The sequence below is a fragment of the Paenibacillus dendrobii genome (genome assembly GCF_009807035.1).
GTDB classification, from domain to species: Bacteria; Bacillota; Bacilli; order Paenibacillales; family Paenibacillaceae; genus Paenibacillus_AQ; species Paenibacillus_AQ dendrobii.
The window spans coordinates 1,552,375-1,572,956 of the sequence record NZ_WUBI01000001.1 but is presented as its reverse complement, the minus strand read 5'-3'; the positions used below and the strand labels follow the sequence as shown (position 1 = coordinate 1,572,956).

At 48.9% G+C, this 20,582-nt stretch carries 19 protein-coding genes; 16 read left to right on the top strand and 3 right to left on the bottom strand.

The window, feature by feature from the left end; all coding sequences use genetic code 11:
* Positions 1-121: 121 nt before the first annotated feature.
* Complete coding sequence (locus GRF59_RS06640; RefSeq protein ID WP_341480022.1) at positions 122-1,579, bottom strand: ATP-binding protein; 1,458 nt, start codon at positions 1,577-1,579, stop codon at positions 122-124.
* A 325-nt stretch (positions 1,580-1,904) separates the two neighbouring features.
* Here GRF59_RS06640 and GRF59_RS06635 point away from each other — a divergent pair, with 325 nt between their 5' ends.
* The 9 genes from GRF59_RS06635 to GRF59_RS06595 all read left to right on the top strand — a co-directional run bounded on the left by GRF59_RS06635 (position 1,905) and on the right by GRF59_RS06595 (position 12,483).
* Positions 1,905-2,360, top strand: coding sequence for a RidA family protein (locus GRF59_RS06635; RefSeq protein ID WP_160496818.1), 456 nt, complete (start codon positions 1,905-1,907; stop codon positions 2,358-2,360).
* A gap of 103 nt (positions 2,361-2,463) precedes the next feature.
* A complete protein-coding gene (locus tag GRF59_RS06630) occupies positions 2,464-3,066 on the top strand; it encodes a histidine phosphatase family protein (protein ID WP_160498166.1) in 603 nt (200 codons plus the stop codon).
* A 247-nt stretch (positions 3,067-3,313) separates the two neighbouring features.
* Complete coding sequence (locus tag GRF59_RS06625; RefSeq protein WP_237391662.1) at positions 3,314-5,497, top strand: helix-turn-helix domain-containing protein; 2,184 nt, start codon at positions 3,314-3,316, stop codon at positions 5,495-5,497.
* A gap of 295 nt (positions 5,498-5,792) precedes the next feature.
* Positions 5,793-6,665: an ABC transporter permease gene (locus GRF59_RS06620; RefSeq protein WP_160498165.1), complete on the top strand. Its 873-nt coding sequence runs from the start codon at positions 5,793-5,795 to the stop codon at positions 6,663-6,665.
* 16 nt (positions 6,666-6,681) lie between these two features.
* Positions 6,682-7,578, top strand: a complete 897-nt coding sequence (locus GRF59_RS06615; RefSeq protein ID WP_160496816.1) for a carbohydrate ABC transporter permease — start codon at positions 6,682-6,684, stop codon at positions 7,576-7,578.
* Positions 7,579-7,629: 51 nt separating this feature from the next.
* Positions 7,630-9,306 (top strand): ABC transporter substrate-binding protein, encoded by a 1,677-nt coding sequence (locus GRF59_RS06610; protein WP_160496815.1) that lies wholly within the window; start codon positions 7,630-7,632, stop codon positions 9,304-9,306.
* 26 nt (positions 9,307-9,332) lie between these two features.
* Positions 9,333-10,616: an alpha-L-fucosidase gene (locus tag GRF59_RS06605; RefSeq protein ID WP_160496814.1), complete on the top strand. Its 1,284-nt coding sequence runs from the start codon at positions 9,333-9,335 to the stop codon at positions 10,614-10,616.
* Positions 10,617-10,732: 116 nt separating this feature from the next.
* On the top strand, positions 10,733-11,605 hold the full coding sequence (locus tag GRF59_RS06600; RefSeq protein ID WP_160496813.1) for a sugar phosphate isomerase/epimerase family protein: 873 nt from the start codon (positions 10,733-10,735) through the stop codon (positions 11,603-11,605).
* A 197-nt stretch (positions 11,606-11,802) separates the two neighbouring features.
* Positions 11,803-12,483: an HAD hydrolase-like protein gene (locus GRF59_RS06595; RefSeq protein WP_341480020.1), complete on the top strand. Its 681-nt coding sequence runs from the start codon at positions 11,803-11,805 to the stop codon at positions 12,481-12,483.
* A 119-nt stretch (positions 12,484-12,602) separates the two neighbouring features.
* Here the strand turns inward: GRF59_RS06595 and GRF59_RS06590 are convergent, their stop codons facing one another.
* Positions 12,603-13,874, bottom strand: a complete 1,272-nt coding sequence (locus GRF59_RS06590; protein WP_160496812.1) for an MFS transporter — start codon at positions 13,872-13,874, stop codon at positions 12,603-12,605.
* Between the two features lie 293 nt (positions 13,875-14,167).
* Between GRF59_RS06590 and GRF59_RS06585 the strand changes: the two genes are divergently transcribed.
* The 7 genes from GRF59_RS06585 (at position 14,168) to GRF59_RS06555 (ending at position 18,214) form a co-directional block, all read left to right on the top strand.
* Positions 14,168-14,617 (top strand): GNAT family N-acetyltransferase, encoded by a 450-nt coding sequence (locus tag GRF59_RS06585; protein WP_341480019.1) that lies wholly within the window; start codon positions 14,168-14,170, stop codon positions 14,615-14,617.
* Positions 14,618-14,658: 41 nt separating this feature from the next.
* Complete coding sequence (locus GRF59_RS06580) at positions 14,659-15,420, top strand: enhanced serine sensitivity protein SseB C-terminal domain-containing protein (protein ID WP_160496811.1); 762 nt, start codon at positions 14,659-14,661, stop codon at positions 15,418-15,420.
* Positions 15,421-15,577: 157 nt separating this feature from the next.
* Positions 15,578-15,862, top strand: a complete 285-nt coding sequence (locus GRF59_RS06575; RefSeq protein ID WP_160496810.1) for a hypothetical protein — start codon at positions 15,578-15,580, stop codon at positions 15,860-15,862.
* Positions 15,863-16,127: 265 nt separating this feature from the next.
* Positions 16,128-16,628, top strand: a complete 501-nt coding sequence (locus tag GRF59_RS06570; RefSeq protein WP_160496809.1) for a hypothetical protein — start codon at positions 16,128-16,130, stop codon at positions 16,626-16,628.
* A 286-nt stretch (positions 16,629-16,914) separates the two neighbouring features.
* Complete coding sequence (locus GRF59_RS06565) at positions 16,915-17,358, top strand: 8-oxo-dGTP diphosphatase (protein WP_160498162.1); 444 nt, start codon at positions 16,915-16,917, stop codon at positions 17,356-17,358.
* A gap of 11 nt (positions 17,359-17,369) precedes the next feature.
* A complete protein-coding gene (locus GRF59_RS06560) occupies positions 17,370-17,588 on the top strand; it encodes a hypothetical protein (RefSeq protein ID WP_160496808.1) in 219 nt (72 codons plus the stop codon).
* Between the two features lie 260 nt (positions 17,589-17,848).
* The gene (locus GRF59_RS06555; RefSeq protein ID WP_160496807.1) at positions 17,849-18,214 is read left to right on the top strand and encodes a hypothetical protein; all 366 of its coding nucleotides are present in this window, start codon (positions 17,849-17,851) and stop codon (positions 18,212-18,214) included.
* Here the strand turns inward: GRF59_RS06555 and GRF59_RS06550 are convergent.
* Positions 18,201-20,549 (bottom strand): X2-like carbohydrate binding domain-containing protein, encoded by a 2,349-nt coding sequence (locus GRF59_RS06550; protein WP_160496806.1) that lies wholly within the window; start codon positions 20,547-20,549, stop codon positions 18,201-18,203. The two genes, GRF59_RS06555 and GRF59_RS06550, sit on opposite strands and share 14 nt — an antisense overlap.
* Positions 20,550-20,582: the final 33 nt, after the last annotated feature.

The window sequence follows — 20,582 nt, the reverse complement described above, 5'->3', positions numbered from 1 at the left end:
ACATTTGAAGAGAGATTGGCAGTTTTATATAACTTAGAAATCTAAAAAAGCAAATGGTGTGATGTTTGTGGGTAAGGCAGGAGGTGTGCGCCTACTGAGGCTGCGAATCGTAGGATTATGTTCATGCGTCCTCGGGTTTGCTTATCCGGGGCAGCTTCACAGTAAAGGTCGTTCCTTGTTCCGGAATGCTTTCAATCTGGATGGAACCGCCGTGATTATGAATAATATTTTGCGTGATCATGATGCCAAGCCCGGTTCCGCTATCCTTTGTGGTAAAAAACGGTTCGCCCAGCCTCTGAATTTGTTCCGAAGTCATCCCTATGCCCTCATCCTGAACGCTGATCTGTACCTCGTAGTCGGTAGAAACGACTGTCACCCATATCGTTCCGCTAGATTCCATCGCATCCATGCCATTTTTGAGCAGGTTGATAAATACTTGCTTCAGCTGATTGATTTCCCCGAGAATCCATTGAGAAGAATCTGGACTGTCATTTCGAATCTCGATATTTTTTAATGCAGCCTGTACTTTCATTAACGTAATCACCTGGTCCAAAATGGGAAGGATATTTAAAGGCTTGCTGATATGTTTGCCTTGCGGTTTGGACAAGACGAGCAGTTCATTCACGATCAGCTCAATCCGTTTCAGTTCGGATTCGATAATATCGAAGTAGGCTTCAGTGCTCCGTTTGGACGATCTCATCAGCTTCATAAATCCGTTAATGGATGTGAGAGGATTACGGATTTCGTGGGCGATACCGGCAGCCAGCTGCCCGGCCATGGTCAGCTTTTCGGATTGCATCATGTATTCCTCTTTTTGCCGCTGTTCCGTAATATCCTTGAATACCCCCACAGCACCGGGTTCCCCTTCATAACGGATGATAAGAGTAAAACCATCCACTAATTTTTGCTGGCCGTCCAAGCAATTGATCAGGTAGGATACCCCACTGAGGGTCTGATGTGTATAAAAATTCTTTCTGCGTTCCGACAGAGTGGTATGGTATGAGGCATCGACTACAGTATCGGTTGTGGTACCGAGCAATTCACTTTTATCTTTGGCGTGCACCAGTCGGAGCGCTGCCGGATTTACATATTGAATAACGCCTTTTTTTGTTATCAAAACGGCAAGCTGCATTTTCTCCAGGAGTTGATGGTAAGAGTTCTGAATATCGTGCAATACGAATTCGTTGGAATGCAGTTTGGATTCCAGGTCTGAAAGAAGCGTATGATCCTCGAATTGCGCCCAATAATGCGACGGCTTTTGATCGTCGTCCTGAATAATGGCCAGATGTATAGTGATCTTTAGACAGCGGCCTGTGCTATGTTGAATTTCTTGTTCGATCGTTCCGCTTGTAAGCAAATCCGACTGGAGCGATTCGCCGTATTTTGTCAGGTCAGATAGCATATGTTGATATGTAATATCCAGCTGTGCTGGGAAAACGAGTTCGTGTGGAGGGTGTCCCAAAAGATCGTATAATGCGGAATTCACTTTGATAAAGGTCCCGCTGAGCGAGATGAGAGCCATTCCAAGAGCAGCCTGCTGAAAAATAGGATCATAACTCTGGACATGATCACGTAGCACCGAAAATCCCCTCTCTATTACCATTTTTCTGTCGGATTGTAACCATATTATAATCATCTAACCGAAGGGTGTTCAATGGAAGAACCAAAGATTTTTAACGTTTTTGGCTCATCAAGTCAGTGAAGCTGAGAAAGAGTACCGCACATGAAAGGATTATCAGGGTATTGGATCGAATATAGCAGATTATTGGCTCAGTGAACATCATATCCAGATCTATTTGATATTCAATTAAGATGAGAGCTGCGAAATAGTGCCTGTGAATTGGAGTATGTGGACGGGTGGAAAACAAGGTTAGGGCTACTCACAAGCGATAAGGGGTGGAATAATGGCATCAGATAGCATTGAATCCAAGCTGGAATCACTTGGTATTGTTATTCCGGAGGTAAGCTCACCGGCAGCCAAATACGTGAATTGTGTCACTGTGAACGGACTGATGTTCGTTTCCGGTAAAGGTCCGTCAGGCCAACCGCATGGGAAGCTAGGAAGCGATTATTCCACCGCGGAAGGCTATCAGTTTGCCCGCAGCACCGGTCTAGAGATTTTGGCTGTAGTGAAATCAGCTCTGGGTACGCTGGATAAGGTAAAACGGGTGGTGAAAATACAGGGGTTCGTAAACGCCATGCCGTTTTTCGAAGAGCACCATAAGGTGCTGAACGGCTGCTCCGACTTGATGATGGAGGTATTCGGAGAGCGTGGAAGCCATGCCCGTTCCGTTTTTGGAGCCGTCTCGGTGAGGGATAACTTGCCGATTATTATTGATTCGATCTTTGAAGTGGAGTGATTGAATTACGAAACAACTGGCTCTTCCGATACGGGTTCTTTGATCAGAGGCTGTCAAAAAATGCGTAGCTACGGAGGTGAACAATCTGCTAACCGTTGTGTTTATGGTGAGGCATGCGGAATCACAATATATCCCCGGATTGGAACGGGAAAGAGGCATATCCGGCAAGGGGGCTCAGGATGCACTTAAAGTGTTGGAGATTCTCCAATCCGAGGAGATCGATGTCTTCGTATCGAGTCCCTACCAAAGAGCTATTCAAACCGTGGAGGCCGTCGCCGCGGGAGCCGGGAAACGCATCATTCTCGTGGAGGATTTGAGGGAAAGAAAGTTGGCGGACGAGGAAGTTCAACTGTCCGGGGAAGGCTTCCATACTTTAAAAAAGCAGCTTTACGATGATTTCGACTTCGCTCATCCAGGCGGGGAATCAAGCTTTGAAGCCCAGCGCAGAGGCGTGCAATCCTTCCTGACACTATTGGATGCTCATCAAGGTAAAAAAATGGTTGTGGGCACCCATGGAGATATCATGACGCTGATCATGAACTATTTTGACCCGGCATACGGTTTTGAGTTTTGGAGATCTACATCCATGCCGGATGTCTACAAACTGGTCTTTGAAGAAAGGGAAATGACGCAAGTCACGAGATGTTGGGCAGATGGCCAGATGGCACAGTTCACAAGGGAATATCTCGAGAAGCCGTGCCGGTAACTTTATCCGGATGGCTTCTTTTTTTTACCGGATGTGACCGCAGATGTAAAGACGCTGCTGCGCATCTCTGCTATATTGGGATTAATACAGCATACATTGCCAAAGGGTGGGATTTGTTTTGAGGAAGGCTTCCGTTGGTAGACTGATTTTTCGTTTTTTTGTGCCTTATGCGCTCATATTACTGGGCTCCCTGCTTGTAGGATGGTTTGCATATCATAAAACCTCGGCTCTCGTGGAAACGGAAACAATGAAAAGCAGCGAGGCGGCGCTAGGTCAAATCCGGGAAGCGCTGGACCGGAGATTTGCCGAAGTGGAGACTATTGCTGAGCAGATGTCCAGCGAATCCAAAATCCAGTCTTTTCAATTCGTCAAGGATCCTTTTCAGCAGACCAATCCTTACCGGCTGTGGGATCTGGAGAAAAGCTTGTTTGACTACCGGATGTCGAACCATTTTATCGTCGATTATTATATTGCCTATAAGACCAGCGGCATGTTTATTTCTCCGCGCAAGGTGTACAACGCCAGGCAATTCTATAGTTTGCAGCTGAGGTATGATGATCTGTCGTATGAAGAATGGTACGCCCAGCTGTTTAATCAGTATTACTACAAAACTTATAAGCCCGGGATGCCGGTTCAATACGAAGGTAAGCCGTACTCGGTCGTCAGTTATATGCAGTCTTTCGGTACAAAAGACAGCGGTGGCGTGATCACCGTACTCATCAATAATCAACAAATCCAAGAGATGCTGCGGCACATTGATTCGGAGCGTGGAGGTTTTGCCTATGTTGCCGATCAGAACGGGAATCTCATCAGTCAAATTGGAATGGAACCGAATTCCACTGATTTGAAAGCGCTTCCTATTGGTGAGGGGTTTTCGCAATTTCAATGGAATGGACAAAGAATGCTGATCACGCAAACGACTTCAAGCTATAACGGCTGGATTTATGTATCTGCCCAACCGGAAGCCGTCGTGCTTGAGAAAGCCAATTATATCAAGGAGCTTACGCTCACCGTCTTTATTTTAGCCTTAATCGCAGGATTGTTCGTAGCGGGTTTTCTCGCATACCGGAGCAGTCGGCCGGTGTTTAAGATGCTGCAGCTTCTGCCGCTCAGAGCGGGGGATCAGCAGAAACGGCCTCTTGGCAACCTCATGGACGATATCCGCAGTTCCGTTTCCGCGCTCGTAGAGAGTCATGATGCACTGAACAGTCGTCTGGAGGCGCAGATTCCGCTTCTGAGGAATGTTTTTTATGACCGCTTGCTTCAGGGAGGCTTTACCTCCAAGGAGGAAGTTGATGCCGCTATGGAGCACTCCCGTGTGGAGTTGTACGGCGAAAATTTGGCAATCGCGGTTATCCAGCTGCGCGGTTATCATGCGCCTTACAATGAAGAAATGCTCTTAGAGCTGGATATTGTGAAACTGAATATTCGGGATGTCATCGGAAGGATCAGCATGTTGGAAGAGATATCTCCGCAGGTGCATGATCTGGGAGAAAACAAGCTGGCTTTACTGCTTCACGGTGCAGGGCCAGAAGCGGAACATTTTATGGAGAAGGTGAGGCTGTTACTGTACCAATTATATGCAGAGCTGAAGAAAGCAAGCAATGCGGGCCTTTCACTCGCGGTCGGTACCTGCCAAACCAGACTGACGGAGGCATACCGATCATACGGCGAGGCTGAATTTCTACTGCTTCATGCAGCCTGGAATGATCAGCAGCCGATCTTATTTTACGATACAACCGAACTCCCGGTCCCTGCTTACTTTTATCCTTCGGATGTGGAGCAGAGGCTGATTCAGCTGGTAAGGTCCGGTAACAGACCGGAAACGGTCCGTCTGATGGACCAAATCAGGGAGAAGAATGGAGGAGTCCGCGAATTGCCGGCGGTTGTCGAGAGACTGCTTGCCCAGGAGCTATGCGGTACGCTCATGAAATGCTGCGAGCCTTCAGGCTCCGGTGAAGACCCACTGGCCGAGGAGCTGGAAGTGGTACTGAAGGCATCCGACCCGGCATTGCCTTCCACTGAAGCCATACATATGCTTTTTCAAACCTTATTGCAGCTTTGCCGGAAGTACGAGGAACGCAAACGCAGTCATAATGATTCCCTGGCAGGCAAATTGATCGAATATATTGACCGTCACTATCCGGATCCGGACTTGAGCTTGTCCATATTGGCCGGGGAAGCAAAGACATCCGAGGCGTATGTGTCGTTTTTTTTCAAAGAGCAAACCGGCATGAATTTCTCAGACTATCTGGAGAACGTCCGCATGAAGGAAGCCAAGCGCTTGCTTGCCCATAGCAGCATGCCGATCAGCGAGATAGCTTCCTTGACCGGTTATTTGTCGCTGAATACGTTTAGCCGTGCCTTTAAGCGCGCGAATGGCATGAGCGCAACGGAGTACAGGAAGGAAAGCTGTGTTCGTGAAGCGTGATTATCGTATGAATGAATGTTTACGATTTTTTTAGATCACCAACCGTGTTTAGCGGATTTTTTTGCTTGCGGTATGCAAAACGTCGCTTCCGATGTCTATCTGCATGAAATCTAAAGAAAAGAATACTGGTTATAAACCGGAATAATGCACTTTCTAAAGAAGGGAATAACGCTCGAAATATGCAGATTTACTGATGGCGGGCATTTTGTCTATACTTCAGTCACCGGCCGGAATATCAAAATGAAATGGGGTGACTGGGCTGAATCTTTGGAAAGACATCAGACGCAAATGGCAATTGTATGCACTGTTTGCCTTGCCGCTGCTGTATATCATTATCTTCAAATATGTACCGATGTACGGCGCACAGATCGCATTCAAGGAATTCAATGTGACCAAAGGCATCGGAGGCAGCCCTTGGGTAGGGTTTGCGCAATTTGAACGTTTTTTTCATTCGCATGAGTTCTGGAGATTGCTGCGGAACACGCTGGTCATCAGCTTTTATGCCTTGCTGGCGAGCTTTCCGTTTCCGATTTTGCTTGCGCTCGGACTCAACTACGTGAAAAGCCGGCGTTTTAAAAACACGGTTCAAATGATCACGTATGCTCCTTATTTCATTTCGCTGGTTGTCCTGGTGGGTCTGTTACTACAGTTTCTTGATCCGCGGACCGGGCTGATCAACACGCTGCTCGGCTGGTTCGGACTTGGACCGTTCCATTTCATGGCGCAGGCTTCATGGTTCAAATCGATCTACGTCTGGTCGCATGTGTGGCAAAATACGGGCTTTGCCTGCATTATCTATCTGGCTGCGCTCTCGGGCATCGATCCGGCGCTTCATGAGGCGGCTGTCATGGATGGTGCGACGAAGGTCCAGCGGATGCGGCATATCGACATACCGGGCATCCTTCCGATCGCGGTCATACTTTTGATCCTGAATACCGGACAAATGCTGGAAACCGGCTTCGAGAAAATACTGCTGATGCAAAATGCGCTCAATCTGCGTTCCTCGGAAGTGATTGATACTTATGTCTATAAAGTCGGGCTTGTGTCGCAGGCCATGAATTTCTCGTATGCGACAGCCATTGGTTTGTTCAAGGCGGTGATCGGCTTTATTCTGCTGATTATCGTGAACCAGACAGCCAAACAATTGAAACAGGAAAGCTTATGGTAGAAAGGCGGCGGAAACCTTGCGCAAACCGAAAATGAAAGAAGCCGGCTCTGACCGTCTGTTTACGATTGTGAATTATACGGTGCTGGCGCTCATCATGATTATCGTGCTGTATCCTCTAGTGTATGTTGTAAGCGCTTCATTCAGCTCGAGCAGCGCCGTTCTGTCAGGGCGTGTGTGGCTGTGGCCGGTAGAGCCGACCTTGGATGGTTACCGGGCAGTTTTCAAAAACGGCATGGTCGTACGCGGGTTTATGAACACCTTGTTTTATACGGTGGCAGGGACGGGAATCAATCTATTGTTTACGGTCCTGGCGGCATATCCGCTATCGCGGAGAGATTTCCGCGGACGGAATGTATTCATGCTGCTGTTTGTTTTCACCATGATGTTCAACGGGGGGCTTATCCCGACGTATCTGCTGGTCAAAAACCTCGGCATGATCGACACCGTCTGGTCCATGTTGATCCCTGCGGCTTTGTCGGTCTGGAACGTCATCATCATGCGCACTTATTTTCAAACGACGATTCCGGGTGAGCTCCTGGAAGCTTCCCAGCTCGACGGTTGTACGGATTTTCGCTTTCTGCTCCGGATCGTACTCCCTTTATCGGGGCCGATTCTGGCGGTCATCGCTTTGTTTTATGCCGTGGGGCACTGGAATCAATATTTCAATGCCATGATTTTTCTGAAACGGGCGGATCTATATCCGCTGCAATTGATCCTTCGGGATATTCTCGTCCAGAACGAGATCAATATCGATATGTTGGGTGATGCGAAAACGGCCGCCGCGCGGCAGGGACTACGTGAGCTGCTGAAGTATTCGCTGATAGTTGTGACTTCGGTTCCGCTTTTGGTGGTATACCCTTTCGTTCAGAAGTTTTTTGTCAAAGGCGTCATGATCGGCTCGCTGAAGGGCTGATACCGAGATAATTCATGTATGAATTACATTTGAAAATCATGGAGGGTTGTTATGTACAAGAAAGCCAGAAAGATCTCAGGTCTGATCATGGCCGTCAGCATACTGCTTGCAGGCTGCTCCGGCGGAACGAAAGAAGGAAGCGGGGAAAAGAAAGAGAGCAAGACTCCCGCAGCCCAAACGGTAGAACTATCGGCACCTGGAACCTACCCGCTGGTAAAAGAAAAAACGACGCTTAAGATCATGGTGCGCGGTAATCCGCTCGTAGAGAATTTTGAGACCAATGAGTTTACCAAATGGTACGAGGAAAAAACCAATGTCCACATCGAATGGGAAGTCGTGCCGGAACAGAGCATGCAGGAAAAGCTGAATCTGGTGCTGGCGAGCGAGGACTATCCGGATGTGATCATGGGGCTGAATGTAACGCCTACCCAGCAAATGATTTATGGCTCCCAGGGCGCGTTCCTGCCGCTGAATGATCTGATCGAGAAGCAGGGTACGCAGACGAAGAAAATGTTCCAGGATAATCCTGAAATCAAAGACATGGTGACGGCGATCGATGGCAACATCTATGCATTGCCTGAAGTAAATGACTGTTACCACTGTTCGATGAGCCAGAAAATGTGGATCTACGAGCCGTGGTTGAAGAAACTGGGACTCGAGATGCCCAAGACAACGGAAGATCTATACAATGTTCTGAAGGCATTTAAGGAAAAGGATCCGAATGGCAACGGCAAAAAAGATGAAGTTCCTTTGTCGATCACGCAAAAATCATGGCGTTCAACGATTGATTCATTCTTAATGAATTCGTTCATTTATAATCCGGTGTACGGATCAAGCAGCAAGCATATGTACATTAAAGACGGCAAACTCGATGTTGCCTACAACAAGCCGGAATGGCGCGAAGGTCTGCGTTATTTGAATAAGCTCTATAAGGATGGACTTATTGCGCCGGAATCCTTTACACAAGATGAAAACCAACTGATCCAGCAGGGGGAAAATCCCGGAACGGTGATTCTGGGCGCCTCGACGGGAGGCCATGAAGGCGTATTTACGCAACTGCTGGGAGAAAGCGGTCGCTGGAAAGAGTACAAAGCCGTTCCACCGTTAAAAGGACCTGGAGGCGTACAATATGCCGCAGTGGATACCACGGCTCTGACACCAGGATCATTCATCATCACTAAGAAGGCGAAAAACCCGGAGCTTGCGCTTCGCTGGGCAGACGGATTGTATGAGAAAGAAATGACGCTGCGAAGCGTGTATGGTCGTCCGGACCAGGAATGGCGTGATGCCAAAGAAGGTGAAATCGGCATTAACGGCAAGCCTGCTGTATGGTCGGAGCTGAAATCCTTCGGTACAGTTCAAAATGTAAACTGGGCCCAGACCGGTCCTGCGCTGCGTTCCAACGAATTCCGCCTCTCCGCCGTAGCAAAAGGTGACGACGATTTAGAGGTAATCCTATATAACGAGACGAAGAATAACTATGAGCCGTATAAACCGAAGGACATCAGCACGGTGCCGCCGTTGTTCCTGACCAACGAACAGGCTTCCGAAGTGGCCGATCTGGCCAAGACGGTCAATGACTACGTGGATGAAATGATTGCCCGCTTCGTCATTGGCGATGCAAGCTTGGATACGGAATGGGACAGCTACGTCAGCCAGCTGGACAACATGAACCTGAAGCGTTATCTGGAAATCTACCAAACGGCTTACGACGAGAAGAACAAATAAACTAGCAAACGGAGGTTAAGATGACCATGAATTCGCGTTTTGCAAGAACGCTGCCGCTGATGAACGACCGTTTCGGCCTATTCATCCATTGGGGCTTGTATGCCATTCCTGCAAGAGGGGAATGGGTACGGAGCCAGGAGCGGATCACTAACGAACAATACCAGACTTATTTCGATGAATTTAATCCGGAACTGTATGATCCGCGCAATTGGGCGAAGGCGGCCAAAGCGGCCGGACAGCGCTATGCGGTGCTGACCACCAAACATCACGACGGCTTTTGCCTCTTCGACAGCCAGCTGACGGATTATAAGGCGACGAATACGCTGGCAGGTCGGGATCTGATTCGTGAATACGTGGACGCGTTCCGCGAAGAAGGGATCAAAGTGGGTTTCTATTATTCGTTAATCGATTGGTATCATGACGATTATCCAGCCTACGGCGACCGCCAGCATCCGATGCGCGACAATGAAGAATACAAGGATAAGGAAATCGACTTCGACCGCTATCTCGAATACATGCACGGTCAGGTTCGTGAGCTCCTCACCAACTACGGCAAAATTGATATCATCTGGTTCGACTTCTCCTATGACGATATGACAGCTGAGAAGTGGCGGGCAACCGAGCTGATTCAGATGATTCGCTCTCTTCAGCCGGATATTGTCATTGACAACCGTCTTGGCGGCAACATTATGGCGGAGGAGCCTGAAGTGTACGCAGGCGATTTCTTCTCGCCGGAGCAGATCATTCCGCCTGAAGGTATTGTGAATACGGCCGGTGAAGCCATTCCTTGGGAGGCCTGCATTACCCTAAACGATCATTGGGGATACCATGCCACCGACAAAAATTACAAATCCCCGCGCCAGACGATCCGCGCGCTCGTGGAATGCGTGAGCAAGAACGGCAACCTGCTGCTCAACGTTGGACCGGATGCCAAGGGCGAAATTCCGCAGGAATCGCTCGATATTCTGGAAGCGGTCGGCAAGTGGCTTCACCGCAACGGTGACAGCATCTATGGCTGCGGCATAGCCGAGCTTCCCAAACCGGAATGGGGCCGCTACACACAGCGCGGGAACAAACTGTATGCCCATGTGTTCGACCGGGGCATCGGGCCCATCTACTTCCAGGGCTTGAAAGGCAGAATCAAAAAAGCACGTCTGCTGTCAGACGGCAGCGAGCTTCACGTCGAGACGCCTTGGATGGCGGATCAATATTCCGACACGGAAAGTGGCGCCTTTATCCACTTGGCTGGCGGCGATCTGCCGGATGAGCTGGATACGGTGATTGAGCTCGAGCTTGTGGAAGAGATTTAGTCGGCCGGAACTAAATTATAGAAGATAGCCCTATCTGGTATTCATAAGATGAATCATGTGGATGAAGGGTATAACGTTAGCTCATGTTATAAAATGCAGTAGGGAGGATGGACTGAATGAAACCTGGAGTGAGCACATACAGTCTCTTGAATGCGATTAAATCGGGAGAGATGACCGTACTGGATGTCATTGACTGGATCGCGCACCAAGGCGGAGAACATATGGAGATCGTTCCATACGGATTCACCCTCGAAGACCAGCCTGATCTTGCGGATGCCGTCCGCGAGCGGGCAGCTGCAAAGGGCATCGAACTGTCAAACTATTCGATGCCTGCGAATTTCGTGCAGGAGACCCCGGAGCAATTCGAAGCCGAAATCGAAAGGATCAAACGCCATGTGGACACCGTCCACCGGCTTGGGATGAAGCATATGCGTCATGACGTGACCGCCTTTACGCTGCCGGCCGAGAAGCGGGGCATTGATTACCTGGAAGATAACCTGGAGCAGATTGTGGAAGGCTGCAGGCGCATCGCGGATTATGCTGCAGGGTATCAAATCACGACAACGATCGAAAATCATGGCGTAAGCGTGCAGGCAAGCGACCGGGTGCAACGGGTACTGATGGCCGTCGACCGTCCGAACTTCAAAACGACGCTGGACATCGGTAACTTCCTCTGTGTCGATGAACAGCCATTGGTTGGCGTGAAGCGGAATCTGCCGTTTGCCTCACTGCTCCATGTGAAGGATTTCTACATCCGTCCCTTTGATCAAAATCCGGGAGACGGCGCATGGTTCCTGACATCCCACGGGAATTTCCTCCGGGGCGCGATATTCGGTCAGGGAGACATCGACGTTCGGAGAGTGCTGCGGCTGATTAAGGAATCGGGCTACGACGGATACATCACGCTGGAATTTGAAGGCATGGAAGAGTGCCGAGAAGGCACGAAGATCGGACTTGATAATTTAAGACGGATTTGGGATGAAGTTTAACTGAGATTCAACTGTGGAGCGCGGCCGGCGGTAATTCGCTGGCTGCGCTTCTTTTATCGGATTTGGTTTGCTGTCGATAGGATCATATCTTTTGGCATGAGCATCTTTTTCTATGGTTAACCGAAATTCTCTTGGTTACATCAAAATGATCCTATAGTATAGTAGGTGGAAATCCGGCAGGAATAAAGGATTATCGGGTGAGTAGAAAAGAGGATGTGGAAGTGATGAAATATGAAGCCGTTCTGTTTGATCTTGATGGTACGTTAACGGATCCGAAAGTGGGGATCACCAAATCGGTTCAATACGCATTATCCCACCACGGAATTCAAGTGGATGACCCGGATACGCTGATTCCGTATATCGGCCCGCCGCTCATAGTATCTTTTCAGGAAATTCACTCCTTTTCGGAGAAGGAGTCCATGCAGTTGGTCGAGAAATACCGCGAATATTTTAAGGATCGGGGAATCTATGAAAACGAACTGTATGACGGCATACAGGGTCTGCTTGAAATGTTAACACAGCAAGGCAGGAAGCTAATCGTGGCGACTTCGAAACCTACGGTATTTGCGCTGGAGGTACTTAAACATTTTGGCATCGGATCTTATTTCGAGGTTGTCTGTGGCAGCAATCTGGACGGGACCTTATCCGATAAATCGGAAATCATCAACGACGTGTTCAAGAAGACGGGCGTGAACAAACATGCGGCAATCATGATCGGCGACCGCAAGCATGATATCATCGGAGCGCGAAAGAACGACATCGAATCCATCTCGGTAGGTTACGGTTACGGCAGTGATGAGGAGTTAAGCGCGATCCAGCCGACATACTACGTGAAGACGGTCCTGGAATTGCAAGAATTTTTTGCTAATGATATTTAGCAGTCAGGAAGAAATATCGCTAGACACTGCAAGGGGCAGTTATTCACGATAAAAAAACGGCAGGCTTATGCCTACCGCAGAAAATAAAGTTAAACGTGTACGCTCATACGAGCGTTTTTCTATACGGAAACCGTAGCCTTTGGTGCTGCGGTTTTTCGCTCTTTAAACATAAAATAATAGATGGCCGAAGCGCTGATATAGAGAACACCGGTCATGCTGAAGGTAATCGCGTAGCCCCAATAAGTGCCGTAAGTGGTTAGCAAGAAGGACTGAACCGGTCCCATCGTTGCCCAGCCTAGCATAAAAGCGGTTTGCGTCATAGAGTTTGCGATTCCTCTGCGGGCGTCGGATACCCGGTCCACCATGATGGAGGACTGAATCGGATTGGCCGCGTTCATCAAGGCCTGACGGAACAGGAAGCTGACGGACGCAATCACGAACAGATTCGTAAACCCGGTAAGCAGCAGGAAGGGGAGTGACATCATCTGAAAGAGTACGACGGCTTTTACAGGGCCAACCCGGCTAGCTAACGTGGGCCCGATCAGCATCGATACGATGGTCATCACCTGGCCCAGCGATATCAGAATGCCTACGGCCGTCAATGATACTGCGAACCGGTTGGTGAAATACAGGTTCAGATACGGAACCACGAGTCCTGAACCTGTACCGACAATCAGCTGGGCAAGCGTAAATTTAAGAATAGCTCTCCAGTCGTCCTTGGCATGCACTTGCAGCTTGACAGGTTCATCAGGGACCACGGCTTCGAGGATCACCTTGTTCTTAGCTGTTCTTTTGACGAACAAAAGCGGGATAAATGCCAGCAGGCTTGCTGCACCCCCTGCGAAGAGGACCGCTTGCAGGCTGTGGATTTTGGTCCATCCAGCCTGCTGCAGCATATCGGCGAGAAAGCCGCCGCCGCTGCTGCCAAGCACCTGCGCTGCGAGAACAAGGGAGAAGTGATAGCTGAACATTTTGAGCCGCTGCTGCTTAGTCGTGTTCTCGGCGAGAAAGGGCACGGCGATGACTTGGAAGAATGCGGCGAAGAGTCCGGCTGCAACAGATAGAATGACGAGACCGGATTCTCCGCTGGCAAAAGCCCTGCCCATGAAACTGAGACCCGTAAGCATGGCGCCCAGCATGAGCAGCAGCCGATGGTTAATCCTGTCAGCGATGAGCCCGATTGGAATGAAGATAAGCGCTGTGGCTAAGGATTGCACGCTGACGATTGTACCGTTCATGGTGTCCTGGTATCCAAGAGCTTGAATATATAAATTGTAAAGCACCGAAAACATGCCTGTGCCGATTTGATATAGAATGTTGGCCAGAAAAAAAAGCCGGATATTGCGGCCGAGCTGTTTCCACCCGGCTGTTATCGTATGGAGTGCATGCATGGTGTGTCTGATCCTCCGTCATTGTCATAGTTTGTCCTTCCCATTGTAGCAAGGGTATCTTCCTGAGGGAAGCAAAAAATGGAAGGTGTCCGTGAGGAAGAGACATGATTATAGCCAGAGAAACAAAAACAGCCTTGCCAGGTACATGCTATCCATCGCTTCTTCACAAAAAGCTGTCTAAGGCTCCTAGATAAAATAATCACGATCCTCGGAATTAACTGGCTCGGTGACGATGCAGGCGGTTTACTGTAAAATAGGGAATATACCCAATACATAATAAAGGATGATCGCTTGTGATTCATGTCTGCCAAGCCTCCGTCAGTGATCTGGAGGATATCGCCGCATTATTTGACGAATACCGGATGTTCTATATGCAGGAATCTGATCTGGAAGGTGCATGGAGTTTTCTGTCTGAACGGATGGCCCTTGCGGAATCGGTGTTATTCGTGGCAAGAAATCAGGAAACGAACCAGGCAGTCGGTTTTGCGCAGCTGTATCCGTCTTTTTCCTCTGTTTCCATGCAGCGGTTGTTTATTCTAAATGATCTGTTCGTATTGCACAAATACCGAAAACAGGGCGCGGCCCGGTTAATGCTGGAGGCTGCTCGCACTTATGCTGTCGATATGAAAGTCAAAGGACTCGAGTTGTCCACCTCCAAAGACAATGACACGGCTCAGCGATTATATGAACAATTCGGTTATGAAAAGGATCTTGAGTTTGATCACTATTTCCTGCGTTTATAAAAAGCGAATGCTGACATTTAAGGAAAAGGAGCACATTTACGATGGAATTTGAAGCGCAAAATCGTCTGGAGGAGCTGCTTGTCATGGCCGCTCAGTATCCAGCTGCCCGGGCGGACTTTTACAGAGAGCTGATGAATTCAGATATATATACGATCCAGGTAGGCATGGAAACGCGTGATGAGCAGCACAAACAGTTGGTTCATGGCGATCATGTCAATCTTATTCAAGTACAATACAATGGGAAAGAGTTCGTACCGATTTTTACGTCTTTGCTTCGACTCCAGCAATTTATTAAGCATGATGCTCATTACATTTCGATGAATGCGGCAGCGTTCTTCGAGCTAACCGAGGGCTCCGAGGTACTGCTCAATCCGGGATCCAGCTATGGGAAGGAATTTCCGAGAGAGGAGATTGCTTCATTGCGTGACGGTTCGATTTTGAACCCGGTAACCTCGCATGAGGTTCAGAAGGATACGGAAGTCATGATTGGTCAACCGACAACGGTGCCGGCGGAGCTTCTGGAAGCACTGGCAAGACGGTTTAAATCGATGAGCCAGGTCAAATCCGCCTATAGCGCTCATTACTTTAACCCTGAAACGGACGTAAGCCCGCATACGCTGATCGCGATCGAGTTTACCGGAGAACGGGAAGCCGTAATGCGGGAAGCCGGGAGTATCGCTCAAACGTTAACGGTGCCCAATCCGCCGGTCGATTTTATTGAGCTTTCCAAGGATACGGGATTATATGATTATTTCATGTCTATTGATCCCTTTTATCAAAAAAAGAAATTCAAGTTGTTTTAATTCGAACGGATGCAAGAGATGGATATTCCAGTTTTATAGAGTCGACATTTCTCTCTACTTCTCTATGAAATGGGTGCTGAACCTATGACAATCATCGTTACATTTTATAGATTCGGTCATAGAATACAGTATCCTTCAGAGAAGGGAGGTGATCGGCATGGCGATATTATTACCTCAACAATTCTTTAACCTGGCCCCCAACATCGGTAAATCCTATTACGAAAATCTGTCTGGTGGCGTGAATGCGGCCGTTACCGTTCAGAACAATGCTGCGAATCCGGTGAGCTTGGTCATTACGCGCGTGAATGCTCCGGTGATCACGTACGTGATTCCCGCGTTCAACAGCTTGACGCTTTCGGTCAGTCATCTGTTAGTCGCTGCACTGCTGTCTGATGGGGGCGCTGTTTTCGGCACGATCCAGGTGGCGACGTCCGATTTTTAATGTGTGATAGAGAGAAGAGATTATAGTATCATAGCATCGACATGGAATAATGGACAGGGCACATGTATATGAGCCTTGTCCGTTTTTTTGTTAGCCGGAGGCTTTTCGAATAGTCAGTCTATTGCAATAGACGCAGCGCTTTTGTTATGTGCGTACATACAGCAAGTGAAAAAAAAGCTGGAAAGAATGCCCTGAAGAAGGTATGATTAAATAAATTCTTATATATCCTATGAATATACTATGAATTAAATGGAGAAGCGCCATTATGAACAAAAAAAAGCTAATCATCCCGTTCATCCTATTGATCATCCTGCTGATTCCATTTGGCATCAGTTACTTCTCATATCAGTCTCAGCAGATAAGCAATGAAGGTGCAGAGGCATTTTCCCAGAGGCTGCAAGCAGCTCTCTCCGATCACAAACCATTTAAAATGTCGGACTTGACCCCAGTAGACTGGGATAAAATAGTTGTTTTTCACCCCTATGCCACGAAAAGCGAAATGGAAAAAACGACGGGCATCACCTGGACTACACGCACCTCCTATGTTGGCTATTTGCTGGAGCGGACCTTTTTGGGGGAGTATCCGCTGGATGATGATTCTCTGAACAAGCTTGTGTTCATGAAGGAAGGCAGCGTTGTGCTGGATGTGACATTAAACCGATCCACGGCAGATTTTACAGCGATCCAGGAAATTCGGCATGACCAGGAACTACAGCTTGCGCCGGAAGATCACGGCCACAAAATTGTGATATCAACATTGAAATGATTCATGAAGCCACCGTCCCTGGAGGGGCGGTTTTTTTGCGTCCACTGTACTACCTTGACAACAGCCGGGAGAATAGTTGCGTCTTTGCAGGGATGAATCCGAGCCGTATACTCCCTTCGAAATAAATATGCTAGAATATTTTCAGGAATAATTTGAACAGCCGTGGACAGGACAAATTGTTGAGCAACTCTGCTGCGGAGCATCATACATCATTTTGTACATAAGGAGTGAACGGAAAGTGACGTCAACAACATCAGCGCCGCCGATTGAAGTGGCCTTGTACACAATGTGTCTCGTACAGGATGGAGATAAGGTTTTGCTGCTTAACCGGCCGAGTAAACGCGGTTTTCCCGGCTACATCGGTCCAGGGGGCAAAGTCGATTTTCCCGAAAGCCTGACCGAAGGCGCAATACGTGAAGTCCGCGAAGAAACGGGGCTCACCGTCTCGAACTTGATCTACAAAGGTTTGGATGAATTCGTAGACCCTTCAACCAACTACAGATATATGGTGTTTAATTATTTGGCGACTTCGTTTGAGGGAGAATTGCTGGAGAATCCGCCTGAAGGTGAACTTCGATGGGTGCCGATTCACGAAGCGACCTTGCTGCCGATGCAAGATTGGTTTAAGCGCCGTTTTCCGCTTTTTTTCGAAGAGGGGACCTTTGAAATCTATGAGATATATGATAGGGAGAGCAAAGTCACGTTGAAGGAAAGCATGAAAAAGCTTTAAAGAATCTGAGCATGAACATCTTACCGACGAAAACAGGAAAGTCTGCCTACAACTATAAAGCTAAGAAAGGCCAGCAGCGGTTTGTGGCTCCGAAACAATTCGCTCGAAAAGGCGGAAACGGGCATCCTTACCCAGACTCTACGGCATTCATGCCGGGGTTATGCGGGATCGAGGAAAGCAGTGAAGTTATCGGCGGCGAATTGGCTGTAAAGTTTAACAATGAAAAGTGAGGGGCGTGAAGACGAAAGGGTCTTTTCGTCTTTTTTTTTATATGGATACCATTCATATAAAAGCATATAAGAGATCATCTCCGGATTTTTTGGACTTTTGCATGAGAGTCTTTTGCTCAAAATCTTATTCTCTATCAAAAAATGCGCGTGCGGCCATAACCAATGCTAGATTCCCCACATAGCATGTATGGATCTTACGAAAAGGAGTTGAAGTTGTATGCCGGAAGATTCAAGAGGCAACCGCACTGAGGGTTCAAGAGGTGATCGCACAAGAGGTGATCGTACAAGAGGTGATCGTACAAGAGGTGATCGCACAAAAGGTGACCGAACAAGAGGTGACCGAACAAGAGGTGACCGAACAAGAGGTGACCGTACTGGCGGATCACGCGGCAACCGTACTGGCGGATCGCGTGGCAACCGTACTGGCGGATCACGCGGCAATCGTACTGGCGGATCACGTGGCAACCGTACTGGTGGCTCGCGTGGCAACCGCACCGGCGGATCACGCGGTAACCGCGGCTAATCGGCAGCACCCCAAAAGCAGCAGCCCCCAGATCCTTCCGGGAGCTGCTGCTTTTTCGTATTTATATATCAGATCCAAGCTGGTTCCCGCTATTTTGCTGTAGAATTCTTGTGCAGCGTCAGGAAGGCATCGTTTCCGGCATTGAACGAAAAGACAAAAGGATGATACCCCGCCGACAATGTGGACAAGTATTTTGTCGTGAACCAGACGGAGGAATCCTGCACGACATAATCTTGCCCCCGTCTCAGAAGACCTGAATCATCTTGGACGGAAAGGAGCTGGTTCCCATTAAGCGTTAATTTGACGCTTGGAAGGTCCGAATCCTGCTGGAACTCAACCATCTCTGCGGACAAAACGGATTGGGCGGCAGGCAGACCGCTGGCCTTTATACCAATTTCGCTGAAAGGAATGGGCTTGAACTCAGGCAAGCGATTCGCTAATGCGTTCAGTTCCGCATCTTTGATCCGTTCTTCCCCATTTGCAGGATTCAGAAGCCCGGATTTTTCTTTTTCTTCCGTATTTAGCGTCAAGTTGTTTTCAAAAGTGCCGAGCTGCATATTCTGCTGATCTCCGGTGATCGGTCCGCTGTTGATAAAGAGGTTGTTGCGCACCACATTGCGCTTTGGCAGCAGCGGTTCGTCATTCAAAATATTCGGCAGCGTCGGATAGCGTTTGCTCCATAGTTCGCTTTGATACGGCACTTGATCGAATTTGCTCATCAGGGAGTCGTAGTTCTTTTCCCCCGGCTTATAGTTGCGCGTCATGAAAGCGATGGAGGTACCGGAATTGATGACGATATTGTTCTCCACGACGTTCTCCCTGCCATTGGCCAGCTTAAAGGCCTGCTTGCCGATATTGGAGAAAACATTGCCGCGCATCTCGACGCCGCTCATATAATCATCGAGGTAAATGGCCGCCGTCGACACCCGCAAATTGCTAGCGATGATATCGTGAATGTAGTTATAGTTGATGGTATTGCCGCGCCATACAAAGCTTCTTCCCGAATAAATGGCCGAAGCGTCGGCCGTCTCCTTCACGACATCGTAAATATCGTTGTATTCAATCTTATGATCATTGCCCCTGAACTGGATCGCAAAATGGGGCGCGTTGTGCATACGGTTATGCGTCGCCCGGTTGCCAACCCCGTTGACTTCCACGGCGGAAGCATATGTCAGCTTGATCCGGGCGTAATTGGAGATATCGTTATTGTCCGCGTAATTGCCTGCCGGGGTTAATGTCGCGGCATCGCCGCCGTTCAAAGAGATGGCTCCGTTACCCATGCCGTAGATGGTGGAGCCGAAGATGCCGTTATTGCTGCCGCTGTTCACTTTGAGCGCATAACCGCCCATGTTGCTGATTTCGCAGTAACGGATCAGATTGTTGTCGCCGCCGCTCATGTCAATGGCATTGCCGCGGCTGACCTCCATGGACAAATGGCTGAAGGTGATGTTGGACGCGCCGTTCATCGTGATCAAATTCTGATCGAAAAGGGATAACTGGATCTCTGCTCCTTTCAGCGATGTCGGCGGGTAAAGGTAGAGCATGCCGCTGCTCCGATCCAAATACCATTCTCCCGGGGCATCCAGTTCCTCCAGTATATTGTAGAAATAAAACCGCTGTCCGGATTTCATGCCGTAGCTGGTTCCCTTATAGCTTTCGATCTGTTTTTGTTTAAAGTCGATGGATTTGATCTGCAGGTCATTGGTTGCCCAATCATTGCCCCAATACCCGAGCATCCAGGTGTCTTCGATCTGCTTCCACGGATGGAGTCCATCCTCATTGTACGTAAAGGTGAAACCTTTTCCCGCCGCGTCGTCCGCCTTATCGATCACATCTCCGACGGTGGCGAATCCGTTATTAGGCCAACGGGCCAGGTTCATCACGTTGCCGCTCACGAACAGCTCGGGCGCGACTTCAATAATATTGCCCAGCTTGCCGTAATCCGTGATACCAAGGGCTTTAAGGTCGAGCTGCTGCACTTTACCCTGAGCTTCCTGCGGAATTCTCGCCAGGGTTTCCGGGTCCGAGACAGCATGGAATGCGGATGGTTCCAGTGTAATGCCGCCCGTAAGCGTCGCCTTTTCCCCGGGATAAGCTTCGTAAGTGACAGGGGATTCCGCAGTTCCGGAATCTTCTTCATTGAGTAGGAAGGTTTGGGTAAAACGGTACTCCCCGCCGCGGATCAAGACAGTGACGCCGCCAACAGGAAGGGGTCCTTCTTTTTTCATGGCCCTGATGGCATCACGAGCCTTTTCGAGCGTAGCAAAAGGCTTTTTGAGCGAGCCGTCGTTTTCATCGCTGCCCCCGGCTGCCACATACAGCTTAGCTGCAGGGGCGGTGTTGAATCCGGCCGCCATCCCGTTCATCGTCAGGGACAGGCTGCCGCACAGCATGATGCACATGACCAGAAAACATTTGAAACCGGTCTTTACTCTCAAATTTCCCACCTCGCGCATGATAGAATCCGCTCC